The organism is Enterococcus sp. AMC1252 (assembly GCF_058216515.1).
Genome location: NZ_CM177097.1, coordinates 2,347,804 through 2,364,621 on the forward strand (window position 1 = coordinate 2,347,804; position 16,818 = coordinate 2,364,621).

Sequence of the window (16,818 nt, forward strand, 5' to 3'; positions counted from 1 at the left end):
TGTTGCCATTCTAGCAACAAACTGAATTTACTGTGTAAACCTATGATAAAATATGCCTTTGTATTTGTCAATATTCTCTGGTACATCTTAGACTAATAACCAAAATTTCAATATTCAGTTTAAAAGCGATCAAGAAAAAAAAGGACTTGGAACAACTGAACACTTCCAGCTAAGCCCTTTTTCTATTATCTTTTCTGTTTATACTCAAATTGCTGGAGTAATGCTTCATATGCCTGAGACACATCCTGAGGAATGGTGACCTCCCTTATATAATTACGACCTTCAGGCCCGTACCCTTGTTTATCATTCCTTAATCGCGGAATTTCACCTAAAACTAAAGAAAGAAAATAGTCTTTACTCCATAAGCCATTTAGCTTTGGCTCGTCAAAAATAATCGTTTCATCTATTGCTGTAACATAAGGGACTCTGGGTACATAATTTGTAAATACAGTATTGGTCTCTTGCCATTCTTTTTCAAAGGTCGCCTTTATTCTTCTTTGTAAAATGGGGTCTTCCAATAACAATACTGTTTTGGGCACTTTCCTCATTGATTTTACAACATTCAATGAATAAAGAGCATTTTCACCAGAGTTCGTTGACTTCGTTTCTATTAAAAATTGAGCTGGATCTAGGTTATACTTTTCTTTAAAGTACTCTAAATACATTTCAGTTTCACTTGTGTCACTCACGTTGATTCCTATATCTTTAAAGTTTTTGCGTAAAAAAGGGGTAGCGTGACCAATACCGCCGACAAGTAAACATGCAGATACTCTTTCTTGTTTATATAATTGGATCAATTCATCCGCAAGATATGGTAGACTATTTCCAGCTAAAATAGCTAAATCATAAGTACCTGTAACTTTTTCTTTGGCAGATAAATAGTCAATGACTTTATTCCATTCAGCGATCATTTTATCACCTACTCTGTATTTAATCGATAAAACAATAATGTGATTGGGACAGAAGTGTTTAACTCCGAGAAATAAGAAGGTATTCACGAAAATTATTTTTAAAATTTTTGTGAATTTCAGCTTATTTCCGAAGGAGTTACTTCTGCGCCCACCGTTTATTCGGATTCCTTAAGGCTGGGATGTAACACATAGGGTTATGTCCCAGCCCCATTACAGTATAGTTACACCTTTATCAACTTTCCATGGCATTTGCCGCAGACAAATTTTTGCGTATTAATTCTACGTTTTCTTAAAATCAACGTCTGGCATTTCTCACATTGATACTGATGATAAGATTGAGGCTTTTGCTGAACTAAAGGTCGTACGTAGCGGCTGCCACCTGTTTGTTTTAATAGTGTCTTAAAATCTGAATCTTTATGTTTGTAGCCTTTGCCTTCCATATGGAGATGATAATGGCATAATTCATGCTTGATTACTTTGATCAATTCCTCTTCACCGTATAATTCGATGACTTTCGGGTTGAAGTCAATATCATGAGAATTTAAATGATAACGCCCACCTGTCGTTTTCAACCGCCGATTGAAAAAAGCTGTATGTCTAAATTTTTTTCCAAAAAAAGCCGACGAGATTTCTTCTACTAGCTTTTGTAACTGATCATCGGTAAATACTGGCTTTGTTGGTTTTTCCTCTTTCGAAAAACGACTCAAAATCAATCTTTCCTTTCAGCTTGTGGCAGCATCGTTAAACTGATGCGTCCTTTCTTCATATCCACATCTTCCACCCAAACGGTCACAACATCACCTACTGCAACAATATCCGTTGGATGTTTCACAAATTTTGCGCTTAATTTTGAAATATGCACTAAACCATCTTGTTTTACACCAATATCAACGAATGCACCAAAATCGATCACGTTGCGAACGGTTCCTTGTAGTTCCATTCCAGATTTTAGATCTTCCATTGATAAAACATCTTTTCTTAAAAGCGGCGCAGGCATCTCATCACGCATATCTCTTCCTGGTTGAACTAAAGCCGCAATGATATCTTTTAAGGTCTCACTTCCGACTGCTAACTCTGCTTCTAGTTGTGTTAATACTAGCCCTTTAATCCGTTGAGCAGCCTCTCCTGTACCAAGTTCTGCTAATTTAACATTCGCTTTTTCTAAAATTGCTTTGGCAACATCATAACTTTCTGGATGAATCCCTGTGTTATCTAAAATGTTTTTCCCATTTGGAATGCGTAGAAATCCAATCGCTTGTTCATAAGCTTTTGGTCCTAAGCGAGGAACTTTTTTGACTTGATTACGAGCAGTGAACGCACCATTCTCATCACGATAAGCCATTAAATTTTGTGCAGTTGTTTTATTTAAGCCTGATATATGTTGTAAAAGCTGTGGACTCGCGGTGTTTACATTAACACCAACTTGGTTAACTGCTGTTTCTACCACAAAATCTAATTGTTCTGCTAAACGTTTTTGTGATACATCATGTTGGTATTGACCTACCCCTACTGCTTTTGGATCGATTTTTACCAATTCAGCTAAAGGATCTTGCAAACGGCGTGCAATGCTGACTGCACTTCTTTCTTCTACTTGTAAGTCTGGAAATTCAGTTCTAGCTACATCGCTGGCCGAGTAAACAGAGGCTCCCGCTTCATTGACGATCACGTAAAAAACATCTCTTTTGATTTGTTTTAATTGTTCAGCCACAAATAATTCTGATTCACGACTAGCCGTTCCGTTACCAATTGCCACCATTTCAACTTGGTATTCTTCTATCAACTTGCTAAAAGCAGGACCTGCTGCCGCACGTTTTTCTCCTGAAGCTGGTTTATGAGGATAAATAACTTGGATTGCTAACACTTTTCCAGTTGCATCAACGATTGCCATTTTGCATCCTGTACGGTAAGCTGGGTCAAACCCTAAAACAACTTTGCCTTTCAACGGCGGTTGTAGTAACAGATTACGTAGGTTCTCACCAAAGATATTGATCGCTTGTTCATCTGCTTTTTCAGTAAGTTCATTGCGAATCTCACGTTCGATCGCTGGACCAATAAATCGTTTATAACTGTCTAAATAAGCTGTTTCAACATATGGTGCTGTCGATGACTGTTTGTTTGAACCAATCAATTGTCTTTCTAAATAAGAAGCAATTTTTTCCTCTTCTACTAGCAATACTACTTTTAAAATATCTTCTTTTTCCCCACGATTTGTAGCTAAAACTCTATGAGAAACCATTTTACTAACAGGTTCTGAAAAATCATAATACATTTCGTAAACAGATTTTTCATCTTTTTCTTGATCTTTGACCGTACTGACATACTGACCATGTTTAAAGGTAAAATCACGAATCCAACTGCGGAACTTAGGCTCATCCGATACTCGTTCCGCTATGATTTCATGAGCACCTAGTAATGCAGTCTCAGCTGACTCAACTTCTTTTTCAGCATCAATATATTTTTCAGCCTCTAACGTTACATCAGCTTGAACTGGAAAACTCATTAACCAATCTGCTAACGGTTCTAAACCTTTTTCTTTCGCAATCGTCGCTTTAGTACGGCGCTTTTGCTTGTAAGGTCGGTATAAATCTTCTACTTGCTGCATTTTTGTCGCTTTTTGAATGGATTTAGACAGTTCCTCTGTCAGTTTTCCTTGTTCTTCGATTAGGCGTAACACTTCATCTTTACGTTTTTCTAGATTGCCTAAATAAGTGTAGCGTTCCTCGATTTCACGAATTTGTACTTCATCTAAACTACCTGTCATTTCTTTACGATAGCGGGCAATAAAAGGAACAGTGTTGCCTTCACTCAATAAAGTCAGCACTGTCGTTAGTTGTTTTGGACGGTATTCTGTCAATTCTTTCTGAAGTAAATCAACTACTTCTTGGTTATACGCTTCTGCCATATTTACATACCTCTCTTCATTAACATACCGTTTCATTTTAGCATATTATCCACTTGAAATATAGGCAGAGCCCAAAGCTTTAAAAAGACTTTACTCAGTGAAGATAAAAACAAGAGCTTAGAAATCAGGTTCCCAAGGTCCATTCAGATTTTGATACTCGACATCTTGTACGATTCCTTTTTGATCAAAAACAACACCATGGACTGATCCACCAAACACGGCTCCCCCATCAATACCAATTTTGTTATCGGATAGCCACAAATCAGTTGTCTCCATATCTCCATGCAACATCGGCGTAATCGTATGACCAAAAACGATTTTTTTCCCTGTATTGTTTTTACCTTGATGAAATGCTTCTCTGATCCAAATAAAATCGTGAGGGCTTGTTTCATGCCAATCTTTTTTGGTCAAGTCTACACCGGCATGGACAAAAATATAGTCTTTCCATTCAAAATACAGCGGTCGATCCATCAAAAAATCGATCAAGTCTTTGTAGCGACTACGAATCATCATGCTGATTTCTGTCGGAGAGTATTCTTCTGTCGCTCCTTTATGAAGCAAACTTTCCATCGTCTCTTTACCACCATTACGAATATAGCTAGCAAACCAATCTTCAGGCTTGTTTAGAAATTGCAGGAAATATTCTTCATGGTTTCCTCTAAGGTAAATGGCTCCGTATTTTTCGGCCAATTCTTTACCAAGTAAGAAGCTTTCCTTTGTTTTTGGACCACGATCGTTTAGATCACCGATCAATACCAACTGATGCATTGATGGATCATAATACTGGATCAACGCCTTAAATAATTCATATTCCCCATGAATATCACTGATCGCATAAATAAAGTTTTTCATTTCTACCACTCCTTTCGAGTCTTCTTTGTTCATAAGTATAACGCAAAACCCAACGAATGATTCAGATAATCTCCTATAATCGTGTAGGTACTTAACAATCTGACAGAATCTGAAATTAAGCTTAGACTTTTCATGAAAAAGAGAGTAAACTTACATAAATGACACTATGTCATAAAAACAGTAGGAAAGAGTTGAAATGTATGAAGAAGAAAACTATTTTCGGAATTCTTGCAGTCTTGGTAGCTGCAGTCGTTATTTTCTTAATTGTTCAAGGGAATTCAAGTAAATCCAAAGCAGTTACTGTGCGAACAGATGTGGTTAAAAAAGAAACAATCGTCGAAAAACTTTCTACCTCAGGTACCTTGATTCCAAATCAAACACAATCGCTTATCGGTACAGGTAACGTAGTTGATGTAAATGTTCAGGTTGGAGATAACGTAGAAAAAGATAAGGTTTTAGCAACGTATGACAATGGCCTGCAACTGATTGCCGGTTTTGCTGGCACGATCACTCAAGTCAATATTAAAGCGAAACAAGCTGATGCAAACGCCCAACAAGGAAAACCATCGATTCAAGTAGATGATCTTTCCACATTGAAAGTGCAACTAGAATTATCTAATTCGGAAGCATCTGCTGTAGCGATCGACCAAAAAGCCGAAATTTCAAGTGGTAATCAAAAGTTTTCAGGCAAAGTCGTAGAAAAAGATCCTATTGCCAAAAGTGCTCAATCAGCAACAGGAACGACCGCAAGTTTAGGGGCAATCGTTACGTTTGATCAAGCACCAGATAATCTCTTTGCGGGATTTGATGTAGACGTGGATATTACAACAAACACGGCAGAACATGCTTTAGCTCTACCAATTGAAGCTTTAACTTACAATGATAAAAACGAAGCAATCGTCTATGCGGTAAAAGATGGCAAAGCACAAGAAACTAAAATCGAAATTGGCATTCAATCAGATAAATTGATTGAAGTTAAAAGTGGACTAAAAGAAGGCGATACTGTTATTCTGTCTCCAAATTCTGATATCAAAAACAAGACTGAAGTAACCAAAGAATAGAAGGTGAAATGATTGATCGATTTAAAAAATGTAGTAAAAATCTACCGTACTGGCGGAGAAGAATTAATAGCCTTAAAACATGTTTCCTTGCATATTTCAGAAGGAGAATTTACTTCGATTATGGGTCCCAGCGGTTCTGGTAAATCAACAATGATGAATATCCTTGGTTTACTGGATCGATTTGATGAAGGAACGTATCATTTAAATGGGCAAGATGTGACGAATTTAACTAGCAATGAAAGTGCTCATGTCAGAAATAAAGAAATCGGTTTTGTGTTTCAATCCTTTAATTTGATGCCGCGGATGTCACTTTTGGACAATGTTGCACTGCCAATGGTTTACTCAGGTATTTCTGCGAAAGAACGAAAAGAACGTGCGTTAGAGGCATTGCGAAAAGTTGGTTTAGCTGATCGTGTTACTCATCGTCCAAATGCAATCTCAGGTGGACAAAAGCAACGTGTTGCCATTGCTCGCGCCATTGTCAATGATCCTGCTGTTTTGATGGCTGATGAACCAACAGGCAATCTGGATTCAAAAACAACATTGGAAATTATGAACATTTTCCAAGACTTAAATGACGCTGGCACGACAGTGGTCATGGTCACTCACGAACCCGATGTTGCTCAATATACTAAGAGAATCGTGTCTTTTAAGGATGGCGAAATCATTGATGATCAACCTGTCAAAGAGCGAAAAACACTATAGAAAGGAGCCGTTCTTATGGGAATTATTGAAAGTTTTAAAATGGCGATCGATAGTATTTTAGCTAATAAAATGCGTTCGTTTTTGACCATGTTGGGAATTATCATCGGCATTGCGGCTGTAATTGCTATTTTAGCCGTTGGTAATGGTGCAACGAGTCAAATCACCGGGACATTTAGCGACTTAGGTGCTTCAACAATCTCTGTTTCCACAAGTCGAGATGCAAGCGATAGTCAAAAAATCACGAGTAAAGATATCAAAGCACTAAAAGATGGTATTCCTCAAATTGATCATCTCTCTCCTACTGTTTCGATCCAAGCAGTTGGAGCTGCTAATGACAAATCGAAAGCAACGTTGATTATGGCAGGAACACCAGATCTACAGTTTACGAATCAGACAATGGATAAAGATATCGTTTATGGTCGTTATTTCAATACTACAGAATATTCAGAAGGCAGTAAAGTTGCTGTAATCAGTGCAGACTCTGCCCGCTATTTTTTCAATGGACGGGAAAACGTCGTTGGTGAGAAATTCAATTTACGTGGACAAAAAGGACAACTTAGCGTTCGAATTATTGGCGTTACCAAAAGTACGGTAGAAAAAATGGTCGGTTCTTTTGATGAAGAAGAAATGATGGGCTATGTCTCTATCCCTTTGATCACTGCCAATACGCTAAATCCTGACGCAACAAAAATCACTAGTTTGACTGTGATAGCAAAATCCAAGGATGATATCGATGCAGTTTCTAAACAGATCGTAAATATTTTATCTGTACGTCACAATGCGGTCGGCGAAAAAGTTTATACTGCGACAAATTTCCTACAAGCATTGGATCAAGTCAATAACGTTTTAGGCTTGTTTATCAATTTTATTGCAGCTGTAGCAGCCATTGCCTTACTTGTTGGGGGAATTGGCGTGATGAATATCATGCTCGTTTCAGTTACAGAACGAACAAGAGAGATTGGTACTAGAAAAGCATTAGGTGCAACAGATCGTAATATTTTATTCCAGTTTCTAACGGAATCCGTCATTTTGTGTTTAATCGGCGGCTTGATTGGCTTAACGCTAGGCGCAATCTTAGCAGTCACTGTTGCTAGTGCTTTAGATATTACTGCCCAGTTTACGCTAGGATCGATTGTAGCAGTTTTACTATTTTCCAGTGCTATCGGGATTTTCTTTGGTGTTTATCCAGCAAGAAAAGCAGCTAAACTTGATCCAATCGAGGCTTTGCGTTACGAATAGTTATCTAATAGTCGAACAAAAAAAGTAGGACAGAAAAAACTTCTCGTCCTACTTTTTTGTTCATCCTACTTTTTTCATTCCAGAAGCAATACAATCAAATAACTCCTTTGGAATCTGAAAATGACCGAATCTCAAACGTGATCGATACTCTTGCCACAAGGGGAAATCAGTCAACGCTTGAAGAGAAAATGGTTTAATATTATCTAGAAAATCAATGTCTTTTCTAACTGGAATAAAATCTGGTGCCATTTCAAATGAATACGCCTCACCCGGTAAAATCTGCCCGATCGCAATGAATTCTTGGCAGAGTTCTTTGGTTTTTAAGCTTTGCTTAGGTGCATAATAAATCAGCCAGTCACCTGCTTTCATTTTATTCAAAGGTGCTGATTTTCCATGACACAATTGGCAAAAACCTCCTGCCACTCCTAATTCTACATGGTCCTTAGACGCGACCCCAATCCAATAATTCATACAATCGTCTCCTGTTCATCTTTACAGTTGAATCGTTTCTCTGCTATCCATTCCCAAAATCACAATCGCTTCTGAGAAATGGATCTCGTATAACTCCAGCATAGCGCCCGCTTGTTTAATATTTTCTTCGTAACTAGGAATTTTTTGAATCCATTGTTCTGCTACATCATACACGGTTAACTCACTCTTTTTCACTTTTGCATAGTGTACCCGAACATGATTCGTTGTTTCTTTGGGGATCGTTGTAAATGCAACGTTGGCATTTTTTTGAAATTCACCGATTTTTTCATTTCCTTTGAACGTTGAGAAAAAAAGACATTTTTTAGTTTCGTCATAGAAAAAATTAACGATTCGTACATTAGGTACCTCTTCAACACTAGTTGCTAGTGCGATTTCTGTTTGCTCAGCCATTATCTTTTTAAACGCTTCTGTTGTTTTCATAACTTAATTGCTCCTTTATTTTTTAATTGTCTACCTGACAAGTTCAGTCTAACAAACAAACCCTGACAACTGATTGTCAGGGTTTGTTAAAAAGAATTTTAAACGCTGTTTAATTATGAAAGATTTTGCCATTTCGACGATAATTGATATCTTCTCGTCCTTCACGAAAGTTGATGAATCGAGCTACTGCATAAAAATAATCAGATAATCGGTTTAAAAAAATCAGTGCATCCATATTGATTTCTTCCGACTCTTGTACACGGACAACGCAGCGTTCTGCCCTTCTAGCAACTGTTCTAGCCATATGAAGTAAGCTAGCAATCGGACAACCACCAGGTAAAATAAATTCCGTTAATGCTGGCGGAACATCTGCGTATCGATCGATCCGTTCCTCTAGCCAAATCGTTGGTTGAGCATTGGTTCGATAGCCTTTTGTATTGTTTGGTGTAGCGAGATCGGTACCACAATCAAATAACACTTGTTGAATCTCTTCTAGTTCCTTTTTGATCTCTCGATAATTTTGCATCTGACTGATAATATAGCCGATCATTGAGTTCAACTCATCAATCGTGCCGTAAGCTTCTACCCGCTCTGATCCTTTGCTTCTTTTTTCTCCACCGATAATACTTGTTTGGCCTTTATCTCCGGTCTTCGTATAGATTTTCATCTGTCTTATTCTCCTTTAGGCTGTTCTAAATAAGCGGCTAATTCATCGATTCCTTGATTTTCTACAGCAGATATCAAGAAAAATTTCTTTGCCCCAGCTAATGCTAATTGTTTTTTTATTCGTTCAATGTCTTCTTTTTCAGCTAGATCGATTTTAGTGATCACACCAATACAAGGTTTAGCAAATGCTGCTGCAAAAAGCGGCGAAAAGGTTTGTTTCTTCTCAACAGCACTTGCCATCAATACGATCACTTGCGCATCAACAGCTGTTGTTAAAAGAGCACTATAGTAATTACGATGCTGGATAAATTCTCCTGGTGTGTCAATAATTTGATCATGAAACTCGATTGCTTGGGTTTTATTGTAGGAAAGTTCTTCTCCTTTCAATTTTTGTGAAAGGGTTGTTTTTCCGCAACCAACAGAACCAATAAAGATTGCTTTTTTCATTTATTTCTTCCCTCCAGCTGATACGACCTATTCTTGTAACTGTATAACGTGTACGTCCCTTGCTGGTAATCACACGACCAAAAATCAGTTAAATCCCGATTAAAATAATGATCCAAGACTCGTAAAACGCCTAAGTGACCTACAATCAAAATATCTGCTTGCGGATTTTTAGAAAGCTTTGCTTCTATTTTAGAGAAACTTTGTAGCACTCTTTGTTTAAATTTCTCAAACGATTCTGCCATAGGAGGTGTATGATCAAGCGGATCATACAGCCAAGCTTGCCATTGTTTAGGAAATTGAGCTTCAATTTGATCAGCTGAAAGTCCTTCCCATGAGCCAAATGACTTTTCATTGAATCCAGATATGACACAATATTGCTCTTGCGGTTTGACTATTTTTGCAGTTTCTAGCGTTCGTTTAAGTTGGCTGACATATATGGTTGAAAAAGGAACTTCTTTAAGTTTTTCAGCAATTTGATGACTTTGTTTTATACCCGTCTCATTCAATGAAACATCCATGCTTCCGTAAAACTTTTTTTCCTGATTCAATGGTGTTTCGCCATGTCTAATTAAATAAATCATTGATAACACCTCTAATTTCTAAAAAAAATCAGGATAAAAACAATTTGTGCAATACAATGAAATGCACCCAGCGTATCACCATTCATCCCGCCGATTTTTTGATACACCAAGTGACGATAAGTAAAACTCACTAGGATAACGACTAAATAGCTCAAACAGCCCTGTAATCCCAATAACCCGTATATTAAGCCAAATGCCACTAATTGACAAAATCCAATCCGCCAAGTTTCAACTCCTAAAAATAATCGACCTAGTCCTTTCGTATGTCCTGCATAGCGCATTTGTTGAAACAACAAGGCAACTCCAGCTTTCCCAATGATTTGTAAAGCGATCAGTAAGCGAATCAAGGAAACAATATCTACATTCACACTTTGAGTCATAATGGGAATGATCAAAAATAAATAGTAAAAAATCAAGGCAAGAACACCGTTACTGCCGACTCGGCTATCCTTCATGATTTCAAGCATTCTTTCTTTACTTCTAGAAGAAAAAAGACCATCGCACATATCAGCTAAACCATCCATATGAAACGCACCTGTCAACATCACATCAAAAAGCAATGCTCCGATCCAGGCAAGGATTGTAGAGCGTAAAAACCAATAAAGTACCCAAAGAACTACGCCATCAAGTAAACCGATCACTAATCCTAAAAGAGCAAACCAAAGAATCCCTTTCTTAAATCGTTTTTCGGCATGGTCGATTTCGATTGGAAGTGGTATTCGTGTAAAAAACTGAAGATATAAAATCAATGTTTTTATCATTTTATTTTTTGCGGAATCCCACAAACAACAAAATAGACCTGCTCCGCTTCCCTCGCTAAAAATTGATTGACTTTTCCTAATAGATCTTGAAACCAACGCCCTAGACTAGTCATTGGAACCACTCCAGAGCCGACTTCGTTTGTCACTAAAACTATATTTGTATTCGTTTCCATTATCGTTTTAGTCACTTTTTCCCACTCACTAAAAATCTGTTCCTCGATTTGCTGACGTTCTTTAGCCGTGTACTGGTCAAAAACTGTTTCGATTTTTTCTAACTCAAGGTTTCGCCCTTTGGACATGATATGAAAAAATAGATTTGTCGTCATGATCGTGACACAGTCCAAGAGATATGCATCGTAGTCTTTTGACGTTTCTTTGATCCATTCATCAATCGCTAAAAAGCGCTCCTCTGTATGCCAAGTGTCAGGTCTTGAATTTTGGTGATGCTGGATTCGTGACGTCATTTCTTCATCTGGATATTCCATGACACTTGTTGCAATATAGCAAACAGAGGATTCTTTTTTTAATAGACTTTCCGAGAATGTTGATTTTCCACTTTTGGCGCCACCTGTCACTAATGTATAACTCATCTTGCATCCTCCTTCGTGAAGTAACCGATTTTCTTGATGGGAATTGCTTGATTTGCTAAATGAAGCGTCTGATTCTCTTCAACAGCAACAAGTAAAACCGTGGCTGGTCCAGCAGAACGTGTATCCATAAACTGAATTTGATCAAAAATCACTGTTAGTCCACTTGACTCAGCAAGTTTGAGCGCCTCATAACTAACGCCTTTAGAACCAACAGGCAACATCTCTAGAACCTGAGACTGTTTTTGAATAGCGTAGAAGTCTTTATAGGTAAAAATCTGCTGTTCTTGCTTTAACACATCACTTCCCATAAAAGGCTCACCCACTTGATACAACCAACTACCAGGGAGCACTTTAGCATATCTTAAATCAGTTTTTTGAATAGATCCGATCACGGTCACGCCAAGTGCCGTCATTTCTGTCAGCATATTCTCCTCAGTGCTCCCATTAATCAGGATATTTTCTAATTCAGCTTTTTTTAATTCGGCAATGAGTCCTTTCAACATTCTTTTACCAGTTGGTTCCATTTCACCACCGATCGCATCAATCACCATAGTGGGTTTACCACCAATGGCTAAAACTTCTAGCAATGCTACTCTCAAACAAAAAGCTGCTGTGATTTCAGATGGTGCTTTTACTTTATCGGCTTCTTTTAGTCCAATTGCCGCACTACTGTCACAAGCTGCAACAATACCCAGATCATCTGTAAAAAAAGCAACTGATACATCACGAAGATTTTCTTTCAACTTTTATCCTACTTTCTTTTTAGCAACAAGATGATTAGAAGTTCTCACTAAAAAAGAAAGGACAACATCAGCTAGAAGCAAATTCAATAAAGAAGCAATGCTCAAAGGAATAAACAAAAGATAGACAACATTACCTATCAACGGGTACAAGAGCAGTAAAGATAATGGCGTGTTGATCAAATAAGCGATCAAAATCGCTAGAAAACGATTGATCGAGTATTTTTTCGTTACCTTTTCCCTGATTATTCCATAAGAAAATAAACAACACCCCATCAAAAAAGCTGTGATCAAATGAACGGGGATCGTTAATGGAAATCCCGCAATGGCTGCGCTTGTCAAATGGCCAAAAATCCCCAAAAGAAACCCTATACCTGGACCAAGAATGATCGTCCCTACAAAACCAGGAAGTGAATCCAAAGCAATCGACCCAGTTAGTTTGATCATTGATCCAATGACAGATAATGCTATAAACATTGCCGTTATTGCCAATTGCTTTGTCATCTGCTCACTCCTATAATTTATTCAATGTCCAAGTCACTGTATCCCCGTCTTTTAAGAAGTACTCAACTGCCCCCACTTCTGGTTGTTTGCCATTCACATCATATAACCAATACTTACTTGTTTTTGCATCTTGGAGATGACCCTCGATACCGCTGATAAAGTCTTTGTCCATCTCAACTTTATAATTTGTTTCCATGACTGTTTGAAGTGATTCATCTTTTTTGACTTTGACTTCTTTTTTATCAAATTCTTTATCGTCTTCCTTTAAGATGATCGTTACCTTCAATCCGTCATCTTGTGTTTTTTTGGCATCATTTGTTTTCCCACATGCACCTAATAAAAAGATCACAGTTAAAACCATTGCTACTTTTACAAATTTTTTCATCATTCATTCCGCCTTTATCTCTATTTATTTTATATCGTATTTCGTTAAAATACGTTGAAGCTTTGTCTGAATTGCCCTAAACAGCAAACACGAAAAGAATGCATTTGCAAAACAATATGAAACTGTATAAGGGACAGCCGTCAGTAATAAGGCTAAATATCTTTGCCACGAAAATGTCCGGTCAATGGAAAAAACAGTCCAAACATCCATAAAAAAGGAGAAAAACAATCCTGCAAAAATGCCATATAACGCCAAAAACCAATAATTTTTCCCTAGAACTTTTTGCATCCATGGCACCCCAGCAATGAAACCGATCATCCCCCAAGAGAACATTTGAAAAGGGGTCCACGGCCCTTGACCAAATAACATATTAGATGTGATCGCTGAAAGCGACCCTACTAAAAAACCAACTTCCGAACCCAAACAAATCCCACATATAATAATAATCGCTGTCATAGGGGTAATCGCTGGAACCATATAAAACAAGAATCTACCTAAAACGGCGATTGCTGTGACAACTGCAATCAATACTAATTCTTTGATATTTAACTGCTTTTTCTCATAGCGATAATAAATTGGAATACACGCAACTATCACGAGTAACATTGAAACCACTTGATACTGACTCGCTTGAAAAAGCGCAATCCCGATAAGAGTCAAGATTACCACAAGAATACTTCTAACGACGGTTGGGTTTACCTTCTTATTCATTCGCCACTCCTTTAGCGGCAACATAGGCCGTAATCACTTCATCAGTCGTGACCAAATTTGAAAATAGTTCACGTGAAATCCGACTAGCCGCTGTTGTATAAAACGTATGGTGACTAAAAAATTGAGTGGGCGTAGCCGTTGTCAATAAATCATTTTGGAAAAACAGCCCACATCGATCTGATAATTCTGCAGCAAAATCCAAATCATGTGTCACCACTAGAATCGTTTTGCCTTGCTTAGACAATTGTTTTAATAAGTTGATCAATTGCTTTTTCCCATAATTGTCGATCCCTTTTGTCGGCTCATCCAATAATAATACTTTAGGGTCCGTCAAAAGAAGCTTTCCAAGGGCTGCGCGCTGACACTCGCCACCACTTAAATCCAATGGATGCTGCAGCAGAATTTCGCTTAGATCAAGCAAGTTGACAACGTGATCGATTCGATTGCGCTTGTCTTGTTCATCCATGTTTTTGCTCTCTAAATAATTGTTATAATCATCTACTACTGAATCTCTGATAAACATCATTTGCGGCTCTTGCGGCAAGTACCCCACTACCTGTTGATTTTTTTTGAGCGATTGATTGAAAAGCGTGATTTTGCCACGATAACACTCATGAATGCCCGCAATGACTTTAAGTAAGGTTGATTTTCCTGTACCATTGCCTCCGACAAGGGAGAAAATTTCTCCTTCAACTAAATCAAGGTCGACACCTGCTAAAATATCTCGGCTATTTTTCTCATAACGAAACCAACATTTTTTTAATTGAAGGATTGGCTTTTCTTGCGTTTTGGTTTGATTGGGTACTCTTTTCTCTTCGATAATAGGTCTTTTAGGAAATTCTTGTGCTAAGAACTTCTTTCCTTCAATCACAGTGATTGGACTTTCCCCAGTCAAACCACTTGCATGGTAAATTTGTACTGCACTTGGCAAGCCAACTATAAAACGGCTAAGATCACGATGATTGCTCCTGATTTCTCTGGCTATTTTCGTTGGTACATCTGAGAGAATCAATTCTCCCTTATCCAAAAGCACCACTTTATCCGCTAGTGAGAAAACTGATTCTAAGCCGTGTTCAGCTAATAATATGGTCAAACCCATTTCTCTATTTAGTCGCACTAAAACATCCACAAAGTTCTGAGATGCAATTGGATCGAGCTGTGTGGTAGGTTCGTCTAAAATCAAAATATCAGGTCTCATCACTAAGACAGAAGCTAAATTCAGGAGCTGTTTTTGTCCACCAGATAAATCTTTCGTTTGGTAGTCTACTAAATCCTGAATCCCTAAAAAATTGACCATTTCTGCAACACGGCTTTTTATTTCAGAAGGCTCCAGTCCGATATTTTCTAACCCAAACGCTAATTCATGCCAAGCACTATCTGTTACGATTTGGTTTTCTGGATTTTGCATCACATAACCAATTTTACTCGTTGAAAAAATATCTGGAATGACTGTGATTTTTTCATTGTTTAAATAAATTGATCCAGTTTGCTTCCCAGCAGGTGTTAGTTGAGGCTTTAGCATTTTTAGAAATGTTGACTTACCACTTCCAGAAGCACCACAAATCAACACAAAGTCGCCTTCCTCTATTGAGAGCGACACATTGTTCAACACTAATTTTTCACTGCCGGCATAACTAAAGCTTAGATCTTGGATTTCAAGATAGTCCACACGATCACCTCCCTAATTCGATTCAATGTTGGTAACAAAGCTAAAATTAAAATCACTAGATAATCCAACCAACGTTGTTTTAACGTTAATAACAGATCCTCTTGATACGGATAAAAATTGAATTGATAGTCTCCCTGCGTAACAAACATTATGAAAAGACTGCCCAAACTGATTATTATAAATAAAGAAAATGAATCTAAACGTCTCCAATGATAGACCGTCCGACTGCTTCTAGTAGTCACGCCATACCCTCTTGCTTTCATCGAATCTGCAGTATCCATTGCATTTTCCAGTGCCCAAGAAAACAAGTTGCCAAACAAGTCTAATCCATAGGATGCCTTTTCTTTAACATTTCTTTTTTGCGTTCGCTGGATCGTTTTTTGTACCTGATCCAACTCTTGGTAATACGTTCTAAATAAAGGTATAAAGCGAAAAACCATCGTCAATAGTAATGCAGACTTAGGAAATCGTTTCCCAAAAAGATAAAAAAATTTTTCAGAATCCACTGAAGTTTGAAAATTTTGAAATAAGTAAATGACAGAAGCAATCATCATTCCCATAAAAAAGCCATAAACAAAGGCCTCAAGTGTAATCGGTTTACCTATAAAAAAGAATAAAATGGTCCCGCCTCTATGTACAAACAAAGGATTTGTGATCGTGATCAAGATCAAAAAAATCAAAGGGAAGATTATTGAATGCTTTTTCCCTTTTTTTACGTGTAACAATCGGAAAGATAAACTTCCGAAAAAACAACAACCAATAATAAGCGGATTTATAGTACTCATAGCGATCAGTAACATCAGTAGATAATAGCAAGAAATGACTAACGGGTGTCTTTGTCTAAAAAAATGTGGATTCATCTCAAACTCCTATTCTTAGCTTAAACAATAAAAAAACAGCAGTCACTTTTGTCTAAGTGTGCTGTCTGAATTGACTACTATAACGAAATGTTATTATGTCAGAACAGCAAACATCCTCTGTATATAAGATGTCTTTATAAAAAGTGTGGCCGTAAACACATGATTCATGAGTCTTCCAAACACTTTCTATTTGTTACTTTTGCTATATCTTCATTGACATAATCATTCATCGTTTTAAACAACTTCATTGTTGCTCAACCACTTTTATTATATAAATTTCTCCCTTTAAAGTCAATATCCATTAAACGACTTACTCTTTTAA

20 protein-coding genes are annotated in these 16,818 nt (G+C 37.5%); 3 read left to right on the plus strand and 17 right to left on the minus strand.

The genetic code is table 11. The annotated features are described in order from the left end of the window. Nucleotides 1-185: 185 nt before the first annotated feature. From AC4BB5_RS11120 to AC4BB5_RS11135, 4 genes are all read right to left on the minus strand, one after another. Complete coding sequence (locus AC4BB5_RS11120; RefSeq protein WP_490456198.1) at nucleotides 186-911, minus strand: ElyC/SanA/YdcF family protein; 726 nt, start codon at nucleotides 909-911, stop codon at nucleotides 186-188. Nucleotides 912-1,132: 221 nt separating this feature from the next. Continuing rightward, on the minus strand, nucleotides 1,133-1,618 hold the full coding sequence (locus AC4BB5_RS11125) for a SprT family protein (protein ID WP_490456199.1): 486 nt from the start codon (nucleotides 1,616-1,618) through the stop codon (nucleotides 1,133-1,135). A 2-nt stretch (nucleotides 1,619-1,620) separates the two neighbouring features. Then, the gene (locus tag AC4BB5_RS11130; RefSeq protein ID WP_490456200.1) at nucleotides 1,621-3,813 is read right to left on the minus strand and encodes a Tex family protein; all 2,193 of its coding nucleotides are present in this window, start codon (nucleotides 3,811-3,813) and stop codon (nucleotides 1,621-1,623) included. A 117-nt stretch (nucleotides 3,814-3,930) separates the two neighbouring features. Next, on the minus strand, nucleotides 3,931-4,665 hold the full coding sequence (locus AC4BB5_RS11135; protein ID WP_490456201.1) for a metallophosphoesterase: 735 nt from the start codon (nucleotides 4,663-4,665) through the stop codon (nucleotides 3,931-3,933). 200 nt (nucleotides 4,666-4,865) lie between these two features. Between AC4BB5_RS11135 and AC4BB5_RS11140 the strand changes: the two genes are divergently transcribed. Genes AC4BB5_RS11140 through AC4BB5_RS11150 form a run of 3 tightly spaced genes read left to right on the plus strand, consistent with a single transcriptional unit; the run spans nucleotide 4,866 to nucleotide 7,670 of the window. Then, the gene (locus AC4BB5_RS11140) at nucleotides 4,866-5,726 is read left to right on the plus strand and encodes an efflux RND transporter periplasmic adaptor subunit (protein WP_490456202.1); all 861 of its coding nucleotides are present in this window, start codon (nucleotides 4,866-4,868) and stop codon (nucleotides 5,724-5,726) included. A gap of 12 nt (nucleotides 5,727-5,738) precedes the next feature. Beyond that, entirely contained in the window at nucleotides 5,739-6,431 is a 693-nt protein-coding gene (locus tag AC4BB5_RS11145) for an ABC transporter ATP-binding protein (RefSeq protein ID WP_490456203.1), read from the plus strand. A gap of 15 nt (nucleotides 6,432-6,446) precedes the next feature. Continuing rightward, nucleotides 6,447-7,670: an ABC transporter permease gene (locus tag AC4BB5_RS11150; RefSeq protein WP_490456204.1), complete on the plus strand. Its 1,224-nt coding sequence runs from the start codon at nucleotides 6,447-6,449 to the stop codon at nucleotides 7,668-7,670. A gap of 60 nt (nucleotides 7,671-7,730) precedes the next feature. On the opposite strand, the gene AC4BB5_RS11155 is transcribed toward AC4BB5_RS11150, so the two are convergent. From AC4BB5_RS11155 to AC4BB5_RS11215, 13 genes are all read right to left on the minus strand, one after another. Next, the gene (locus tag AC4BB5_RS11155; protein ID WP_490456205.1) at nucleotides 7,731-8,141 is read right to left on the minus strand and encodes an EVE domain-containing protein; all 411 of its coding nucleotides are present in this window, start codon (nucleotides 8,139-8,141) and stop codon (nucleotides 7,731-7,733) included. A gap of 21 nt (nucleotides 8,142-8,162) precedes the next feature. Further along, a complete protein-coding gene (locus AC4BB5_RS11160; protein ID WP_490456206.1) occupies nucleotides 8,163-8,582 on the minus strand; it encodes a pyridoxamine 5'-phosphate oxidase family protein in 420 nt (139 codons plus the stop codon). Nucleotides 8,583-8,691: 109 nt separating this feature from the next. Then, nucleotides 8,692-9,249 (minus strand): cob(I)yrinic acid a,c-diamide adenosyltransferase, encoded by a 558-nt coding sequence (locus AC4BB5_RS11165; protein ID WP_490456207.1) that lies wholly within the window; start codon nucleotides 9,247-9,249, stop codon nucleotides 8,692-8,694. 5 nt (nucleotides 9,250-9,254) lie between these two features. After that, complete coding sequence (locus tag AC4BB5_RS11170; protein WP_490456208.1) at nucleotides 9,255-9,695, minus strand: EutP/PduV family microcompartment system protein; 441 nt, start codon at nucleotides 9,693-9,695, stop codon at nucleotides 9,255-9,257. Then, nucleotides 9,692-10,276, minus strand: a complete 585-nt coding sequence (locus tag AC4BB5_RS11175) for a histidine phosphatase family protein (protein ID WP_490456209.1) — start codon at nucleotides 10,274-10,276, stop codon at nucleotides 9,692-9,694. The genes AC4BB5_RS11170 and AC4BB5_RS11175 overlap by 4 nt, the downstream gene beginning before the upstream one ends. 11 nt (nucleotides 10,277-10,287) lie before the next feature. Then, nucleotides 10,288-11,037, minus strand: a complete 750-nt coding sequence (gene cobS, locus AC4BB5_RS11180; protein ID WP_490456210.1) for an adenosylcobinamide-GDP ribazoletransferase — start codon at nucleotides 11,035-11,037, stop codon at nucleotides 10,288-10,290. After that, nucleotides 11,034-11,627 carry a bifunctional adenosylcobinamide kinase/adenosylcobinamide-phosphate guanylyltransferase gene (cobU, locus tag AC4BB5_RS11185; protein ID WP_490456211.1) on the minus strand — a complete coding sequence of 198 codons (594 nt, stop codon included), beginning with the start codon at nucleotides 11,625-11,627 and terminating at the stop codon, nucleotides 11,034-11,036. Before cobU ends, cobS begins: the two co-directional genes overlap by 4 nt. Beyond that, entirely contained in the window at nucleotides 11,624-12,370 is a 747-nt protein-coding gene (locus tag AC4BB5_RS11190; protein WP_490456212.1) for a hypothetical protein, read from the minus strand. Before AC4BB5_RS11190 ends, cobU begins: the two co-directional genes overlap by 4 nt. 3 nt (nucleotides 12,371-12,373) lie before the next feature. Next, nucleotides 12,374-12,871, minus strand: coding sequence for an ECF transporter S component (locus AC4BB5_RS11195; protein WP_490456213.1), 498 nt, complete (start codon nucleotides 12,869-12,871; stop codon nucleotides 12,374-12,376). Between the two features lie 10 nt (nucleotides 12,872-12,881). Continuing rightward, nucleotides 12,882-13,256, minus strand: a complete 375-nt coding sequence (locus AC4BB5_RS11200; protein WP_490456214.1) for a DUF4430 domain-containing protein — start codon at nucleotides 13,254-13,256, stop codon at nucleotides 12,882-12,884. A 24-nt stretch (nucleotides 13,257-13,280) separates the two neighbouring features. Further along, the gene (locus AC4BB5_RS11205) at nucleotides 13,281-13,967 is read right to left on the minus strand and encodes an ECF transporter S component (RefSeq protein WP_490456215.1); all 687 of its coding nucleotides are present in this window, start codon (nucleotides 13,965-13,967) and stop codon (nucleotides 13,281-13,283) included. After that, nucleotides 13,960-15,636 carry an ABC transporter ATP-binding protein gene (locus AC4BB5_RS11210; RefSeq protein WP_490456216.1) on the minus strand — a complete coding sequence of 559 codons (1,677 nt, stop codon included), beginning with the start codon at nucleotides 15,634-15,636 and terminating at the stop codon, nucleotides 13,960-13,962. The genes AC4BB5_RS11205 and AC4BB5_RS11210 overlap by 8 nt, the downstream gene beginning before the upstream one ends. Further along, a complete protein-coding gene (locus tag AC4BB5_RS11215) occupies nucleotides 15,609-16,496 on the minus strand; it encodes an energy-coupling factor transporter transmembrane component T (protein ID WP_490456217.1) in 888 nt (295 codons plus the stop codon). The genes AC4BB5_RS11210 and AC4BB5_RS11215 overlap by 28 nt, the downstream gene beginning before the upstream one ends. Nucleotides 16,497-16,818: the final 322 nt, after the last annotated feature.